Origin of the sequence: Phytoactinopolyspora limicola (genome assembly GCF_011320225.1) — a bacterium.
GTDB classification, from domain to species: Bacteria; Actinomycetota; Actinomycetes; order Jiangellales; family Jiangellaceae; genus Phytoactinopolyspora; species Phytoactinopolyspora limicola.
Genome location: NZ_JAAOEN010000016.1, coordinates 43,143 through 58,479, shown reverse-complemented (window position 1 = coordinate 58,479; position 15,337 = coordinate 43,143). Strand labels below are relative to the sequence as shown.

Genomic DNA, 15,337 nt, shown 5'->3' with positions numbered 1-15,337 from the left:
CCGTAAGCGCAACACCCACGTCGACGCGAGGATCCAGGTTGAGAACCCGCGCGTTCTAAGGCTGCTCCGCCGCTGGCTGGACATGGGTGGCCGCCGCATCTGGTCCACCATCGAGGAGCACTCGAAACCCCGCCTCGTCGAGCACCGGGACGCCAAGCTGTACCGCCTTCTCGTGCTTGGATCCGGCGTTCTCCCCGGCGACGACGTACGACGTCTTCTTCGACACCGAACCCGACGCCTTGCCGCCTCGGATGAGGATCGCCTCCTTCGCCTCGTCCCGGGAGAAACCTTCGAGCGAGCCGGTGACCACCACCGTCAGACCCTCCAGCGTGCGCGGCACCGACTCGTCTCGTTCGTCCTCCATCCGCACACCGGCCTCGCGCCACTTGCGAACGACCTCCCGGTGCCAGTCCACCTGGAACCACTCGATGATCGAGGCAGCGATAGTGGGGCCCACTCCGTCGACGGCAGCCAACTCCGCTTCCGTCGCGTTCTCGATCCGCTCCATCGAGCCCAGCGCCGTGGCCAGCGCTCGCGCCGCGGTAGGGCCGACATGCCGGATGGACAGCGATACCAGTACCCGCCATAGCGGCTGCTGTTTGGCCTTCTCCAGCTGTTCGAAGAGCCGCTCGGTGTTCTTGGTGGGCACCGACGGCTTACCCGGTGCCTCCTTGGTGTAGAAGTACGGCACCAGCTCGGTTTCGCCGGTGGCTTCGCCCTTGCGGCGGACATCACGGCGGATCATGACGTCGCGGAGATCGTCGATGGTCAGCAGGAACAGATCACCTTCGTCGCCGACCGGCGGGTGTTCCGGGGCATCGGGTGCGGTGAGCGCCTGCGCACCCTCGTACCCCAGTGCCTCGATGTCGAATCCACCCCGGCCGGCCAGGTAGAAGATCCGCTCGACCAGCTGAGCCGGGCAGGAGCGGGTGTTGGGGCAACGGATGTCGACGTCACCCTCCTTGGCCGGCGCGAGCGTGGTACCACACGACGGGCACTGGGTGGGCATCACGAAAGCCCGTTCGCTGCCGTCGCGCAGCTCGCGCACCGGGCCGAGGATCTCCGGGATGACATCACCAGCCTTGCGCAGCACCACGGTGTCGCCGATCAGCACCCCTTTGCGCTCCACCTCGGAGGCGTTGTGCAGCGTCGCGTTCTCGACCGTGGAGCCCGCTACCTTGACCGGCTCCATCACGCCGTACGGGGTGACCCGGCCGGTGCGGCCGAGACTGACCTTGATGTCCAGGAGCTTGGTGGTGACCTCTTCCGGCGGGTATTTGTAGGCGATAGCCCATCGCGGCGCCCGCGACGTAGAGCCGAGCCGGCGCTGCAACACCACTTGATCGACCTTGACCACCACCCCGTCGAGCTCATACTCGACGTCGTGGCGGTGCTCGCCGTAGTACGCGATGTACTCACGCACCGCGTCGAGGTGGTCGACGACGCGGACCCGCTGGTTGACCGGCAGCCCCCACGCCTTCAGCGCGTCGTACGCCTGCGATTGATGTTCGACCTCGAACCCACTTCGCTGCCCAAGCCCATGGCAGATGAGGATGAGCGACGACAACATGCGCCGGGCCCGGTCGAATTCCTCTTCCAGCCGCTCCAACGCGAGCTGGGCACGGCCTTCGCCACCCGCCGCGGCGGCCCGCTCCCGCGCGGCCTCGAGCCTCTCCTGCCGCCGGTCCAGACGTTGTCGGAGCACCCCCGCACCAGAGTTACGCGCGTTGGCGAACAGCGGCAGCCCGAGGCGGCCACGCTCGGCGTTGATCGCCTCGAACGCCGCGGCGGGAAACACCATCTCCCCCCGGATCTCCACCACCTCGGGCAACGGATAACGCCGCGAGGCAGTGAGCTCCTTCGGGATGGCGTCGGCGAACTGGGCGTTGAACGTCACGTTCTCACCGGTGCGACCGTCACCACGGGTAGCCAGCGTACTCAGCTGTCCGTTGCGATACACGAGGTCAACGGCCAAACCGTCGATCTTTGGCTCACACAGATAGCGGGTGCCATCGCCGACATCTCGCTCTACCCGGCTGGCCCACTCGGTGAGCTCGTCGAAGGTAAAGGCGTTGTCCAGGCTGAGCATCCGCTCCAGGTGGTCGATAGGCGGCCACGAACCCTCGGCGACGGCACCCGGTTCGGCGACCGGGGCGCCGACCTTCTGAGTCGGAGAATCCGGCGTGCGCAGCACCGGGAACTGATCCTCGATCCGCTCCAGCTCCTGGACCAGCGCGTCGAACTCACCATCGGTGATGGTGGGGCTGTCCTGGATGTAGTACCGGTGCCGGTGGTTCTCGATCTCCTCCGCCAGCGTGACATGCCGGTCACGGACGTCCGCCGGAACGTCGGCCAGATCAACGGGTTCGGTGCTCACAGGTACAGACGTTACTGCTCCACACCGACAATGTCCGCGAAGGTGCGGGCCGTCTCGCGGGCCAGCCGGTACGCATGTCGCGCCCAAGGCACCCCCGAGCCCGCCAAGCCACAGGTCGGCGTGACCACCATCCGCGGCGCCATCTGGGCCGGGTCTTGGTCCAGTCTGCGACACAGGCCCACCATCCGCTGCGCCAACTCGCGATCGGCCGGTGGCGTTTCGGGTTCCAACGACGGCACGATTCCAGGCCACAACCCGAGGCCGGCGTCCACCGCCTGGGCCAGATCGGTGACGTATTCACCGTCGACGAGGGTGATGTCCAGCGCAACCGCGACGGCGCCGGCCCGGTGGACCAGCGACGCGGGCAGCCGCGCGGCGCAACAGTGGACCACAACCGGTGCGTCGACGGCGTCGATCACCGCGCGCAGCAGGGTCTCCGCCTCGTCGTTCCGCACCGCACGCAGGCGACCGAAGCCGCTGATGGTGGGGATCTCACCGGCGAGCACGGCAGGCAGGCTGGGCTCGTCGAGCTGGACGACCAGACTGGCACCTGGGATCCGTTTGGCCAGGTCGGCCACGTGACCGGCGACCCCCTCGGCCAACGATTCCGCGAGGTCGCGCCGGGCGCCGTGGTCGGCTACGGCCCGGTCACCCCGAGTGCGTTGCAGCGTCGCGGCCAGCGTCAACGGACCACCCACCTGTAGCTTCAGCGGTCCGGCATAACCGTGGGCGGCGATCTCCATGGCGTCGAGATCGGCCCGTAGCGCGGAACGCGCCTGACGTTCGTCGAAGCCCCCGCGGTCGACGAGACGCCATCCCGACGGTTGGAGGTCGACGTGTAAGTCGACGAGGAGCGCGGCGGTGCGGCCCACGATCTCCGACCCCGCGCCGCGCCACGGGAGTTCAGGGACGTGAGGAAACTCGGGGAGCTCACCGAGGACGACCCTGGCCGCCTCGTCCCGGTCCTCGTAGGGCAGCGAGCCGACACCAGAGGCGACGGCCGGTCTCCAGGGGAAATCCACGCGTCCCAGCTTCCCATGCCGGTGCCGGCGAGACCCCACGTATCCTCGCAGCGGCGCCGGGCCGAACACCCGGGGCCGGTCGATGCGGCCATTGCTGAAACGAACGAGCGTGCTATCGTGAGCCACGTGAGTAAGATCCAGTCGTCTGGTGGCCGGAAGATTCGAGCCGGCGAACCTGGCGACGCCTCGGGCTCCAAAGGCGCCGAGACTCGACGGATCATCCTCCACCATGGTGTCCAGACCGCCTACGAGGTCGGACTCAACGGGTTGAGCATCGGCCATCTCGCCCTGGTCAGCGGCATGTCCAAGAGCGGCTTGTTCGCTCATTTCCGGTCGAAGGAAGGGCTCCAGTTGGCCGTCCTCGATGCGGCGCGCTCCGATTTCATCGATACCGTCATCCGGCCGACCCTGGCCGAACGGCGCGGCGAACCCAGAGTCCGCGCTCTCTTCGAGAATTGGCTTGAGTGTGGGATTGTCCGCCAGCCCGGCGGATGCCTGTTCGTCAAGGCGGCCACCGAGCTCGACGAGCAGCCAGGGCCGGTCCGCGACCAACTCGTTCAAGATCATCGTGATCTGGACGACACTATCGCACAGGTCTTCCGAACCGGCATTACCGAGCGCCATTTCCGGGCCGACGCCGACCCCTACCAGTTCACTCATGATCTCAACGGCGTCATGCTCGCCTTTTATCACTCTCACCGACTCCTGAACGACCAATCCGCCGAAGCCCGAGCAAGGCGCGCGTTCGAGGTACTACTCGATGCCGTCCGGATCCCATCACGTCACCACCAGACCTGACCCACCCGACTCGGCGCCCCTGCGCTATTCCGGAAGGACCGTCATGACCGTCTCCGCCGTATCCCAAAAAAGCACGATCGTTCGTACTAAGAACAGCCGTCGATTGATCGCCATCCGCGCCGCGTTCTCGGTACTCGAACGCGTCGCGCCGCGCGTGGCCGGGCGGTGGAGTCTACGCCTCTGGTGCACTCTGCCTTCCAACCGTGGACGCCGGCAGGACAATCGTCCATTCCCCGGAACGCGGACCTCGGTGAAGCTCCCCGACGGCACCACCATCGCCGTGGAGACCTGGGTGCCGACACCCACCTCGGTCATCGACTCGACGTCGAACGACGCATCCACCCCAACAGCATCCGCGACCGCGGGTCCGACGGTGTACCTCGTCCATGGCTGGGGAGGCTGGCGGGGCCAACTGGGCGCATTCGTGAACCCACTCATCGAGGCCGGCTGCCGGGTGGTGTCGTTCGACGTCCCCAGTCATGGCGACTCGTCACCAGGGATGGTTGGGGCGGGCCGGGCTACCGGGATCGACTTCAGCACCGCCCTGACCGCTGTGGTCGGCGAATACGGTCACCCGGACGGGCTCGTCGCACACTCGATGGGCTGTGCCACCACCACGATGGCGATCCGGGACGGCCTGACCGCCACTCGTCTGGTGTTCGTCGCCCCCAGCCCGGACCCGATCGCGACCCTCGACACCCTGGAGGCCACCCTCGGATACGGACCGCGTACCCGGCGGTTCCTCTACGAGCGGCTGTCCAGGCTCGCCGCACGGCCACTGGGCGACTTCAACGCGTTCACCGTCACCAGCGACGACGACCTCCCCCCGGCCATGATCATCCACGACCGCGACGACAAGGAAGCCCCCTATGACGACGGCGCTCGGCTGGCGGCGATCTGGCCCGAGACCGACCTGGTGACCACCGAGGGACTCGGACACCAGCGCATCTTGCTCGACACCGGTGTCATCAAACTCGCCACCGACTACCTAACAACCCCCCTCCCATGATCATTGGCTTTTGACTACCGGATCCGGTAGTCAAAAGCCAATGATCATGGGAGGGGGAGGGGGACGGCGAGGGAGGTGAGCAGGTCGCGGACACGCCGCTCGACCTCGTCCCGGATCGGCCGGATGGCCGCGAGGTCCTGGCCGGCCGGGTCGGCCAGCTCCCAGTCTTCGTACCGCTTGCCGGGGAACACCGGGCACGCATCCCCGCAGCCCATGGTGACGACCACGTCCGCGGCCCGAACCACCTCGTCAGTCCACGGCTTCGGGAACTCTCGACTGATGTCGATGCCCCGTTCGGCCATCGCCTCGATCGCGACAGGATTGACCGCGGACCCCGGCTCGGATCCACCGGACCAGGCCACGGCCTGCCCGCCCGCGAGATGCTCGAAGAAACCGAGTGCCATCTGCGAACGCCCCGCGTTGTGCACACACAGGAACAGCACAACCGGCTGGCCGCCCGCGGCGCCTTCCACCTTCGTCAGCGCGTACAGGCGCTGTCGGGCGAAGCGCTCCGTCATCAGGGGCACATAGTCCGGAATACTCGCCGTCGACGCGAACTGCTCGAAGCTGGAGTCGAGGAACCGGCGGACAGTCTCCTCGGACAGCACCCCCCGAAACTCCCGGCTTAGCCGCTGGGCAGCGACGTCAAGGGTGTGTTCGATGTCGACGACCAGCCGGCCGCTCGACGTGTCCTCAGCCATCTGTTCCTCCAGCTCGGATCGGAGTGCTGGACACCCGGCCGATGCGGCCGGAGTCGATCTCGTCCGGGCGGGCCTCCGCGCCGGCTTGAATCAGCCCGGAGTCGATCAGGCCCGCCAGCCGGGTGATCCGTTCGTCCAGCTGCCGCAGTACACCGTCGAATGCGGCATCGGTGCCGACGCGGATGGGGTCGGGCACCGACCAATGCAGCCGCGACACCTCCCGCAGTTCCTCATGCGCGGAATCGCACACGGCCACCACCAGGTCTCCTTCCCGCGCCACCTGGTCGACATGGCGGGGGCGGGTAGCCTTCAGCTCGACCCCATGCCGACGGGCGACGGCCACCGCACCGGGATGCACCTGAGCGGCCGGACGAGTGCCAGCGGAGACGGCCGGTATGCCACCACACCGTGACCACAGCGCCGTCGCCAGTTGTGATCGAGCGGAGTTACGGGTACAGACGAAGACCACCCGCGACACCACCCGCGGCTCGGCGGCCAGCCACCGGCCCCCGCCGACCAGCATCATCGCGTCCGGTTCCAACGTCACATAAGTACGACGTCGGTCGCCCTCGGACCGCGTCCGGCGCACCACACCGGCCGCCTCCAAAACCTTGAGGTGATGGGCCAGCAGGTTGGACCCAAGGCCGAGCCGGCCAGCAAGCTCACCGGGCGCCGCATCGCCAGGCACCAGGGCATCGACGATGGCCAGCCGAGCCGGCTCACCTAGGGCCGCATACAGCGCCGCCCGCCGCGCGAGCGACTTCTCAATGTCCATTGACTCAATGGTCGATGAGATATTCGCTTCGTGTCAACCACCCGGGCTGACCGGTTAGGCGACGTTGCCCTGCTGTGCCTCCCATTCGTCCCGGAGCAAACCCATGTAGATATCGTCATGCCAGGCACCGTTGCGGTAAACCGACGAGCGCCGCCGGCCTTCTTCGATGAACCCGGCCTTGCGGTACGCGGCGAGGGCGCGGGGATTGTAGGCGAAGACCTGCAACTCGATCCGGTGCAAGCCGAGCTCCGCGAACCCATACGACACCATCAGCCGAGTAGCGTCGGAACCGTACCCACGGTCTTGGTGTTCAGGGCCGATGACGATGGCGAAGGTGGCGCACCTGTCCTTGACATTCGGCCCGAAGAGCGTGACGTGCCCGACGAAGGCTCCGTCCTCCTTCGCCTCGACCGAGAATCCCCACCGAGTGCCGTCGTTCTTGCTCCAGTCCCGGAACATCGGAATCAACTCCGACGACGGCCGGGGTGTGGGGGCATCGGTGGTCTGAAACACCGACTGACTGGGGTTCGACCACCATGTACACAGGTACGGAAGGTCCTCGTCGCGTAGTTCACGTAGGCGCACCTTGCGCCCGGTCAGCGCGGATGGATTGGGCTCAGCAACAGTCTGATCGTTCACGTCCGCCACGCTATCCGACGCCCCCGTCAGGGCTGGTACCCACCGGTCGCGCCTGCCCAGGAGGTTGTTGCTGGCCCTCCGTCCACACTTCGACCAACTCGACGAGCCGCCCGCTGCGCACCGTGCCGAACGATGCGACGTGGAATTCACGACCCGCGTCAGTGACCCGGACGTGGCTCACCACACGATCGGCCGTGGCTACTAGGTCGAGAATCTCCGCGCGCCATGACCCGGGGTACTCGCGGTTGAGCCGGACATAGCCGGCTCGGTCGAGTCTCTCCCCGGTATGGACGTACAACACGTGCACGTCGGGATCGAGAACAGCACTGAGGCCGTCCCAGTCCTGGACGTCGATCAGCTCCCACAGCTGACGCAACACCGCGGCTGCGTTGAGATCGCTCATGCGCACTACCCTGCCGCACGGCACCGACAGAGTCGCCGGCCGGTTGTGTCACGCGCAACACTCGGCAAGAATACTCGCGCCGCGGACCAGGAGGGTCCGCATTCCGATTCGAGGGGGATCAACCATCCATGTCCATTCGACGTCTGGCCGCCGTACTCGCAGCCGCCGCCCTGGCCGTGACCGCCTGTGGCGGTGACGACGACGAACCCACGGCCACGTCCGACGACACCTCCGCGGAGGACAGCGACAACGACGACGACCAGCCAGCCGACGACGACCCAGCGGACGACATCGATGACGACACCGAGCCGAGTGACACCGACGAACCCAGCGACGACACACCGGACTTCGACGACGTCGACTGGGATGCGTTGTCGCAGCTCGGTTTCGACGCACAGCGCTGCCTGGAACTCAGCGTCACCGCCGGTGCCGTGGCGTCACTTCCGCTAGCGATCTTCGCCGACGAGGAGGGCTTCGACATCGACGAGGCCAACGCGCAGATCGATGAGATGATCAGCGATCTACCGGACGAGTTCCATCCGGAGCTGCGCTACGTTCACGCCCTGATCAACGAGGCCCGCGGCTACACTCTCACCGACCCGAACAACCCCATCGTGCGGCCCGGCTATTCAGCGGCTTGGGACAGCTACTTCGACAAGCTCGACGCTGCCTGCGACTACGACCAGTAGCGCCGGCGCTCCCCTGGCACGGGCGACATTCGTCGTTGCGCAGCCGGCATCCGGCCTCAACGACGATGTCGCCCATGGAGCGGGTGGCTCAGGGCGGTGTCTGGTCCGGAGCTGGGACGGTGAACGTGTATGACATGAGCTCGGTTCCGGTCCAGTCCAGGCCGGTGAGCTCGATCGTGATCGGGCCGGCACCGTCGTCGTCGATGGTCATCGTGCCGAACTGCCCTCCGCCAGGTGCTACCCCATGGCTGTACGGTCCACCCTTCACCGAACCACCCCGGTCGAGTGCGGCGGCGTGCAGGACGGGAAACCCGACACCGGTGGGCCCGTATCCGCTGTTGGTGCCGTCGTCGATGGCCACCATGTGTGCATCGCCGGCCAGCATGACAACCGTGTCGACGCCCACCTGTTCGATAACCTCGGCCACCTGCCGCCGCTCGTCGGGATATCCACTCCAATTGTCCGCCGACGCACCGTCCGCACCGATCCACGGCACCGCGTTCACCCACACCACCAAGGCGTGCTCGTCGGCGGCAGTCAGCATCTCGTGCTCGAACCACTCCATTTGCCGCTCCCCCAGCAGGGTTTCCGCGGTCCGTTCGGAGCGCACGTCAGTCAGGACGAAACGCACCCGGCCGATGGTGAATGCGTGGTAGATCGCGCCGTCGTCCGGAAGTTCGTAGTGGGGAACGTTCTCGCGGTAGGCGGCTCGTGCGGCTGGGCGGCTCGGCGCGGCGGCGTCGGCGTTGTTGGCACCGTAGTCGTGGTCGTCCCAGACGTAGGCGACCGGGGCCGAACGGTAGAGCGCGCTCTGCGCCGGTGTGGTTAATGTGTCGGTGTACCGGGCGCGGAACATGTCGACGTCGTCGGAGTCGATGTTGCCGTAGTGGAAGTCTCCGGTGTGGATGAACACGAGAGGGTCGACGTCTCGGATGGCGTCGAAGACGGCACCGTTGGATCCGGTGCGTGCACACGCGCCGACGGCGACGGTGAACGACGCCGGGCCGTCGGGAAAGGTCCGGACCGTGCCCTGGCCACGCGCAGTGTCGGCGTGGTCGTCGACGATCACCGTGTAGCGGTATCCGGCGTCCGCGTCTAGTCCGTCGACGGTCCAGCTCAACACCCCCGTCTCTGGCACGGCGTCGGGCCCGGCCACAGCCACCGGTGCCGGGGGCGCCGCCCCCGCTGGTGTGTCGCCATCGAGATCAGGCAGCACGACGAGCGTCGCCCGTTCGGCTGCGGGGTCATCGACACGGGTGGTGACGCGGAACGACGTCGGGGTGACCGCACCACTCCAGATCCACTCGACCTGGTCGACCGGAAGCTCGGCGGCCTCCGACGCTGGATGTGTGGGGCCGTGCATCAGGTGATAGGTGATCCCGATCCCACCCGCACCGACCATCAACGCGAGAGCACCGCCGCCCACCGTCGCCACGATGTGTCGATTCGATCGTCGACATGGCGCCGCGAGCCAGAGACCAGCCGCAGGCATAACGAACACCACGAGCATCAACACGCTGACCGGGAGCGAATGCAAGGTGAGCGACAACGCGGCCAAGCCGGCACCGGCGACGATCAGCAGCCCACCACCCCAGAGCACCCAGCGCCAGGACACCAGCAAACCCACCACCGCGATCGCCAGCAGGCCGATCTGCACCGGCCGCTCGATGGTGCCCATCATGCCGTCGCTACTCAGTGAGCGTGGAATCGCACCGGCCCAGGCCGCTACACCGGCCAGGAGGACCGCCACCGCGGTCCACCCTCGCGCGGACCGACGCAGCCATTCCCGAGCGCGTCGCCCGCCTGCCCGACTGGTCGGCTGAAGTGTCATGGTGGTACGTCGATCATCTCGATGATGCTGATCCAGCTCACCCTACCGACCCGGAACAGGTCCGTATGGGGCTTCCCCGGGGAAGCCCTGGCCGTTCCGGCTACCCTGCGAAAGTGTGGATCGGCTGCGCTTCGGCACATACAACCTCTTGAACGGTCTCGTGATCACCACCGGCGCGGTCGGCGAGCGTGCGGTCGCATCCGCCGTCGCCCTTCTCGATGCCGACGTTCTCGCCCTTCAAGAGGTCGACTACCTGCAGGAACGCAGCGGCGTCAGCAACCAGGCCGCCATCGCCGCCGCGGCCTCCGCCGCCAGATGGTGGCGATTCGCACCAGCGGTCACCGGAGACCCGACCGGACGTTGGGCGCCGGCCGATCCTCTGTCCCAACCGAACGGGCCGGCCTACGGTGTAGCCCTCGTCTCCAGGCGGCCGGTGCTCGCCTGGGCGGCGCGATGGTTCCCGGCCGCTCCGGTGCCGATGCCGCTGCACGTCCCTGGCCGGCGGGGACTGGTACCCGTCCGCGATCACCCACGGGTCGCCCTCGCCGCTGTCATTGACACGGCGGACCGGCCTTTCACCGTCGTCGCGACCCATCTGTCGTTCGTTCCCGGCTGGAACATCCGGCAGCTACGTTCCATCACCCGGTGGCTGGCCACCATGCCGGGGCCCCGGATCATTCTCGGCGATCTCAACCTTCCCGGGACGGTGCCGCGCCTGGTGACCGGCTGGTCCCAGCTGGCGCGGGTGCCGACCTACCCGGCATGGCACCCGCGCGTGCAATGGGATCACGTCCTCACCAGCGGGATCGAGCACGCGGCGGTGCGGTCGGTGGCCACTCACCGGTTCCCGGTCAGTGATCACGCCGCGCTCACCGTCGACATCCACATGTGAGCGCGACGTGGGTCGAGCCCGTGGAGACCCCCACCGCCGTGCGGCGTCAGAGTCCCAGCGTCGATAATGGGCGGCATGCGGTTGGTAACCATCGGCGACAGCTTCAGCGAAGGTGTTGGCGACGAGCAGGCCGACGGTACGCTGCGCGGCTGGGCCGACCTCGTGGCCAGTGGTTTGGCCGCGGCCCGCGACGCACCCATCGAATACGCCAACCTGGCCATCCGCGGCAACCTGATGACGGCGATCGTGGCCGAGCAGCTCGAACCGGCGCTGGCGCTCAAACCCACCGTGCTCACACTCAACGGTGGCGGCAACGACATCCTGCGGCCCCGGGCCGACCTGGACCGCATCGGCGTGCTCACCGCACACGTCATCACCCGCTGCCTCGCCTCCGGGGTACATCCAGTTGTCCTGAGCGCCGCCAACCCCACCCCGAACCTGCCGATGGGCCGGCGGATGCAGCGGCTCGGCGACCAACTCACCTCGCTCGCCGGACAACTCACCACCAGCCGCGGCGCGACGTTCGTCAACGTCTGGGCCGATACCGAGCTGACTCGGCCTGAATACTGGCACCACGACCGCTTGCACTTGAATGCCACCGGACACCGGCGGGTGGCTGGACACGTGCTCAACGCACTCGGCGCATCCTGCCCGGAGCTGTGGATGTCACCACTGGAGGCAAGCGCCCCACCGCCAGGCCTGCGCGACAACGTCGCCTACTACGGCCAGTACGTGCTGCCATGGATCCGTCGCCGGCTCACCCGTCGGTCCTCCGGCGACGGCCGGGTGGCCAAGTACGCACAGTGGCGGCCCGTCGAGCCGCTGGCCGACGACGTGTGCCGGTAACAACGTATGACGGGCGCCGGTGCCCGTGATAGATGGGGAACTCGGCCCCGGACTGACCGACGCTCGGCCCCGGACTGACGGGCACTCGCACGGGCTGTCGGCCCGACCGGCCATCGGGTCAGCCGCTATCGCGGCCAAGGGGCGTGTTGGCCCATGGGTCGTAGTCGACCTCCAACTCTTCCTGCCGGGGCCGTTGAGCGTCGGGAACGTGCTGGAGGTTGACCCGAATCCGATACCAGAGCGAGCTGCGCCCGCGCATGCCATCAACGAGCACGTCGGCCGGTTCGAGCAGCGCGGCGACGTCCGGGTGCCGGGCCTTCCACCGGTCCAAGCCGTCGAGCGCTTCCCGTTTCGTTTTGGCCCTGGCGATCTCCACCAGGGGCATGGTGGGTTGCCGCCGGCCAACCCCCTTGGGCGGCTTCTCCGCTGGTCCGAGCCGCGCGGCTAGGTCGAGCAGGCCGTCCAAGGTGCCGCTGGCGTCGTCGATTCCTTGCCATGGGTCACCAACGTCGGCATACCGTTCCAGCACTGCCGCCAGGGTGTAGTCCTCGGGCCGGCAGCCAATGACATCCTCCCAGGCCAGCGGCGTCGAGACCCGCGCGTCAGGTGTTGGCCGCACCGAGTAGGCCGCGGCAACGGTGCGGTCCTTGGCGTTCTGATTGAAGTCGACGAAAACGCCGTGCCGCTCCTCTTTCCACCATTTGCTGGTAGCGATCTCCGGGGCGCGGTTCTCTACCTCTCGCGCCACCGTCTCGGCGGCGAGCCGTACCTGCCGGAACGGCCAGCGCGGTTCGATACGCGCGTAGACGTGGAACCCGCGGGAGCCCGACGTCTTAGGCCATGCGGTCAGTCCGTAGTCTTCCAGTACCTCTTTCGCGACGACGGCGACGTCGACGATCTGTGGCCAGTCGACGCCGGGCACGGGGTCCAGGTCGATCCGCAGCTCGTCCGGATGATCGAGGTCGTCTGCCTGCACGGGATGCGGATTGAGATCGATACAGCCGAGGTTCACCACCCACGCCAGTGCGGCCGCATCCCGAACCACCACCTCGTCGGCCGTCGTGCCCGACCGGTACCGCAGGGTCGCCGTCTCGACCCATTCAGGCCGTTTGGTCGGCGCACGCTTCTGGAAGAACGCTTCCTCGTCGATCCCTTTCACGAAGCGCTTGAGGATCATCGGCCGGCCGACAACACCCCGCAGCGCACCGTCGGCCACCGAAAGGTAGTACTCGACGAGGTCCATCTTGGTGAAACCCAGTAGCGGGAACACGAGCTTGTCCGGGTTGGTGATGGTCACCTCACGCCCAGCAACCTCGATCACCTGCGACGCCACCATGGCCCCACCATAGTTCCTCGCCCATCGAGGCAATGTTCTCCGGCGTCGCAACAGGAGCAACTCGGCCGCGTGAGGCGGCTGTGCCCGCGTCGGAGATCGTTCGGCTCTCTAGGGCCTGTATGCATGGCACCCAAGCAGCTCTCATAAACATGCTTGGTCCCCGGACTAATAGCCTCCGACAACATGTGAACATCGCTGCACGACCGATCGCCTGATACTTCTACTCAAACAGGAAACATCGGCTCGGCTGGTCACCGCATGGGAACTCGACATCCAGGAGCAGATCCTTGCGTCGCTACGCGCCATCCACGCGGGCGGCTCCACCCGCTTCGAGGCCGAGCACCCTGTGCCAGGTCAAGGACCATGCGCCACGCTCACCGTCGAAGTCACGCCGGTACGAGAGTCCGGGTACAACGCCGACGAGATCGAACTTGAGGTTGTCCCGGTCGGCAAGTTTGCCGGCAGCCAGCTCGTCTGGCAGCTCACGACCCGTGCACTGATCTCCTTGTGTCCCCTGAACAGGGCTGGGATCGCTACAAGAACACCTTCACCAACATCGCTGACCCCGGCGCGTGGACCAAGCGGATCACAGAGTTGGAGGCCCTGACAGCCGACCAAGAACTGGCCGAGTCAGAGCCCGGCCAACAGAGCCACTACACTCACCGCCTACACCTGGCCGGCCGCACAATCGAAGGACGTGCTGTCCGTGCACTCTGCGGAGTCTTCTTCGTCCCCACCCAAGACCACGCGGCCCGCCAACCCTGCCCTGACTGCCAGGCTCGATTCAGCGAGCTGCCAGCGTAGTCCGCAGTCAGCCGGCGCGGCGGAGGCGCCCGAGCATCCCGTTGAGGTCGTGGATGAACATCTCGTGCCGGAAGAAATGTCCGCCGGAAAGCTCGTGCCCCTCGTGCGGGATGCCGGCCTGGGCGAGTGCAGCGCGGAACTCACGTTGACCGGCCAGCACTTGGGTCTCGTTGACGTAGTCGAACCAGTTCACCGGATCGGGCGACGTGCCGGCGGCAAGGAACACCCGCTTGTGGTGGTAGCTGGGAATACGCTCGACGGGGTTGTCGGCACTGACCCGCGCTTCGTCCCAGGGGGCGCCGTAGACGGTGCCTCCACCCAGGTCCAGTGCCGCCGACGTCGCGTTGGCCCAGTGGACGACGAGCCCGCCATCGCGACGCAGGCTGGCCGGCCCCGAGTGCGAACTCACCGAACAGAAGTGGCCGTAGTACTTGGCCGCGTACTTCAGTGCGCCGAAGCCGCCCATCGAGAACCCGGCGACGGCGCGGCCGTCATACTCCGGGAAGGTGCGGAAGTTGGACTCGATCCACGGCAACAGTTGAGCGATGTGGAACGTCTCCCAATCGCGTGGGCCGACGTTGCTGCTCACCGGGTTGGAATACCAACCGGTCGAGGCGTCTGGCATCACCACGATGATCTCGCGGCCGGCGGTCAAGTTGACGATGTTGTCGTGGAGGTGAAAGGCCCGGAAGTCGGCGTTGCCTCCGTGCAGCAGATACAGGACCGGATACCGTTTGCCGCTGGTGTGGTACCCGTCGGGTAGTAGGACGTTCACCGCGGGATCCCACCCGATGGCGTCCGTGGCGAAGCGGTAGTACTGCAACCGGCCAGGGTTCTCGTTGCGGTCGACGATGCGCAGCCCGTGGCCGTCGCCGGCGGCCAGAGCGACCCCTGGCGTGGCTGCCAGGGTTGCCATCGTGCCAGCTGCCACACCGGCGGCTCCGATCATGAACCGCCGGCGGGTCAGGGCAGGGCGAGGCTGAGAATTGGGTTCCATGACAATCTCCGTTCCATCTGTTCCCGCGTGTGCGCGGAACGACCGTTGCAAGGACCCCTGACCAGCGTTTTGTCCGGGCGCGGCAACCGCGCCTGGCCTCTCGCCGATCGTGTAGAAATCGATTTCGTGACCTGAAATATAAGGGAGCTCCACGCACCCGTCAACCGTCTAAAGGGCGGCGCTGCGATAGCCGCCGAGCCCGGGTGGCACCGGAGACC

At 67.0% G+C, this 15,337-nt stretch carries 15 protein-coding genes; 6 read left to right on the top strand and 9 right to left on the bottom strand.

Going from position 1 to position 15,337, the window contains the following annotated elements; translation table 11 throughout:
- Positions 1 to 55: 55 nt before the first annotated feature.
- Entirely contained in the window at positions 56 to 2,464 is a 2,409-nt protein-coding gene (ligA, locus tag G8760_RS24600; protein ID WP_425502376.1) for an NAD-dependent DNA ligase LigA, read from the bottom strand.
- Positions 2,389 to 3,399 (bottom strand): uroporphyrinogen decarboxylase/cobalamine-independent methonine synthase family protein, encoded by a 1,011-nt coding sequence (locus G8760_RS24595; RefSeq protein WP_207782687.1) that lies wholly within the window; start codon positions 3,397 to 3,399, stop codon positions 2,389 to 2,391. Before G8760_RS24595 ends, ligA begins: the two co-directional genes overlap by 76 nt.
- A gap of 126 nt (positions 3,400 to 3,525) precedes the next feature.
- Between G8760_RS24595 and G8760_RS24590 the strand changes: the two genes are divergently transcribed.
- A complete protein-coding gene (locus G8760_RS24590) occupies positions 3,526 to 4,197 on the top strand; it encodes a TetR/AcrR family transcriptional regulator (RefSeq protein WP_166355447.1) in 672 nt (223 codons plus the stop codon).
- 250 nt (positions 4,198 to 4,447) lie between these two features.
- Complete coding sequence (locus G8760_RS24585; protein WP_166355490.1) at positions 4,448 to 5,206, top strand: alpha/beta hydrolase; 759 nt, start codon at positions 4,448 to 4,450, stop codon at positions 5,204 to 5,206.
- A 44-nt stretch (positions 5,207 to 5,250) separates the two neighbouring features.
- On the opposite strand, the gene G8760_RS24580 is transcribed toward G8760_RS24585, so the two are convergent.
- Genes G8760_RS24580 through G8760_RS24565 form a run of 4 tightly spaced genes read right to left on the bottom strand, consistent with a single transcriptional unit; the run spans position 5,251 to position 7,724 of the window.
- Positions 5,251 to 5,907, bottom strand: coding sequence for an arsenate reductase ArsC (locus G8760_RS24580; protein ID WP_166355489.1), 657 nt, complete (start codon positions 5,905 to 5,907; stop codon positions 5,251 to 5,253).
- Positions 5,900 to 6,682, bottom strand: a complete 783-nt coding sequence (locus G8760_RS24575) for an arsenate reductase/protein-tyrosine-phosphatase family protein (RefSeq protein ID WP_166355488.1) — start codon at positions 6,680 to 6,682, stop codon at positions 5,900 to 5,902. Before G8760_RS24575 ends, G8760_RS24580 begins: the two co-directional genes overlap by 8 nt.
- A 54-nt stretch (positions 6,683 to 6,736) precedes the next feature.
- Positions 6,737 to 7,321, bottom strand: a complete 585-nt coding sequence (locus G8760_RS24570) for a GNAT family N-acetyltransferase (RefSeq protein ID WP_207782686.1) — start codon at positions 7,319 to 7,321, stop codon at positions 6,737 to 6,739.
- Positions 7,322 to 7,331: 10 nt separating this feature from the next.
- Positions 7,332 to 7,724: a nuclear transport factor 2 family protein gene (locus tag G8760_RS24565; RefSeq protein WP_166355487.1), complete on the bottom strand. Its 393-nt coding sequence runs from the start codon at positions 7,722 to 7,724 to the stop codon at positions 7,332 to 7,334.
- Positions 7,725 to 7,852: 128 nt separating this feature from the next.
- Between G8760_RS24565 and G8760_RS24560 the strand changes: the two genes are divergently transcribed.
- Complete coding sequence (locus tag G8760_RS24560; RefSeq protein ID WP_166355486.1) at positions 7,853 to 8,413, top strand: hypothetical protein; 561 nt, start codon at positions 7,853 to 7,855, stop codon at positions 8,411 to 8,413.
- An 88-nt stretch (positions 8,414 to 8,501) separates the two neighbouring features.
- Here G8760_RS24560 and G8760_RS24555 read toward each other — a convergent pair whose 3' ends face one another.
- Positions 8,502 to 10,163: an alkaline phosphatase D family protein gene (locus G8760_RS24555; protein ID WP_166355485.1), complete on the bottom strand. Its 1,662-nt coding sequence runs from the start codon at positions 10,161 to 10,163 to the stop codon at positions 8,502 to 8,504.
- Between the two features lie 205 nt (positions 10,164 to 10,368).
- Here G8760_RS24555 and G8760_RS24550 point away from each other — a divergent pair, with 205 nt between their 5' ends.
- A complete protein-coding gene (locus G8760_RS24550) occupies positions 10,369 to 11,136 on the top strand; it encodes an endonuclease/exonuclease/phosphatase family protein (RefSeq protein WP_166355527.1) in 768 nt (255 codons plus the stop codon).
- A gap of 75 nt (positions 11,137 to 11,211) precedes the next feature.
- A complete protein-coding gene (locus G8760_RS24545; protein ID WP_166355484.1) occupies positions 11,212 to 11,982 on the top strand; it encodes an SGNH/GDSL hydrolase family protein in 771 nt (256 codons plus the stop codon).
- A gap of 118 nt (positions 11,983 to 12,100) precedes the next feature.
- Here G8760_RS24545 and ligD read toward each other — a convergent pair whose 3' ends face one another.
- Positions 12,101 to 13,303 (bottom strand): non-homologous end-joining DNA ligase, encoded by a 1,203-nt coding sequence (gene ligD, locus G8760_RS24540; protein WP_166355526.1) that lies wholly within the window; start codon positions 13,301 to 13,303, stop codon positions 12,101 to 12,103.
- A 522-nt stretch (positions 13,304 to 13,825) separates the two neighbouring features.
- Between ligD and G8760_RS24535 the strand changes: the two genes are divergently transcribed.
- On the top strand, positions 13,826 to 14,122 hold the full coding sequence (locus tag G8760_RS24535; protein WP_166355483.1) for a DUF3039 domain-containing protein: 297 nt from the start codon (positions 13,826 to 13,828) through the stop codon (positions 14,120 to 14,122).
- Between the two features lie 7 nt (positions 14,123 to 14,129).
- Here the strand turns inward: G8760_RS24535 and G8760_RS24530 are convergent, their stop codons facing one another.
- Complete coding sequence (locus G8760_RS24530) at positions 14,130 to 15,119, bottom strand: alpha/beta hydrolase (RefSeq protein WP_166355482.1); 990 nt, start codon at positions 15,117 to 15,119, stop codon at positions 14,130 to 14,132.
- Positions 15,120 to 15,337 lie beyond the last annotated feature (218 nt).

Coding starts and splice junctions, on each gene's coding strand:
- G8760_RS24580 (WP_166355489.1), bottom strand. CDS start 5,907: ATGGCTGAGGACACGTCGAGCGGCCGGCTGGTCGTCGACATCGAACAC.
- G8760_RS24575 (WP_166355488.1), bottom strand. CDS start 6,682: ATGGACATTGAGAAGTCGCTCGCGCGGCGGGCGGCGCTGTATGCGGCC.
- G8760_RS24565 (WP_166355487.1), bottom strand. CDS start 7,724: ATGAGCGATCTCAACGCAGCCGCGGTGTTGCGTCAGCTGTGGGAGCTG.
- G8760_RS24560 (WP_166355486.1), top strand. CDS start 7,853: ATGTCCATTCGACGTCTGGCCGCCGTACTCGCAGCCGCCGCCCTGGCC.
- G8760_RS24545 (WP_166355484.1), top strand. CDS start 11,212: ATGCGGTTGGTAACCATCGGCGACAGCTTCAGCGAAGGTGTTGGCGAC.
- G8760_RS24530 (WP_166355482.1), bottom strand. CDS start 15,119: ATGGAACCCAATTCTCAGCCTCGCCCTGCCCTGACCCGCCGGCGGTTC.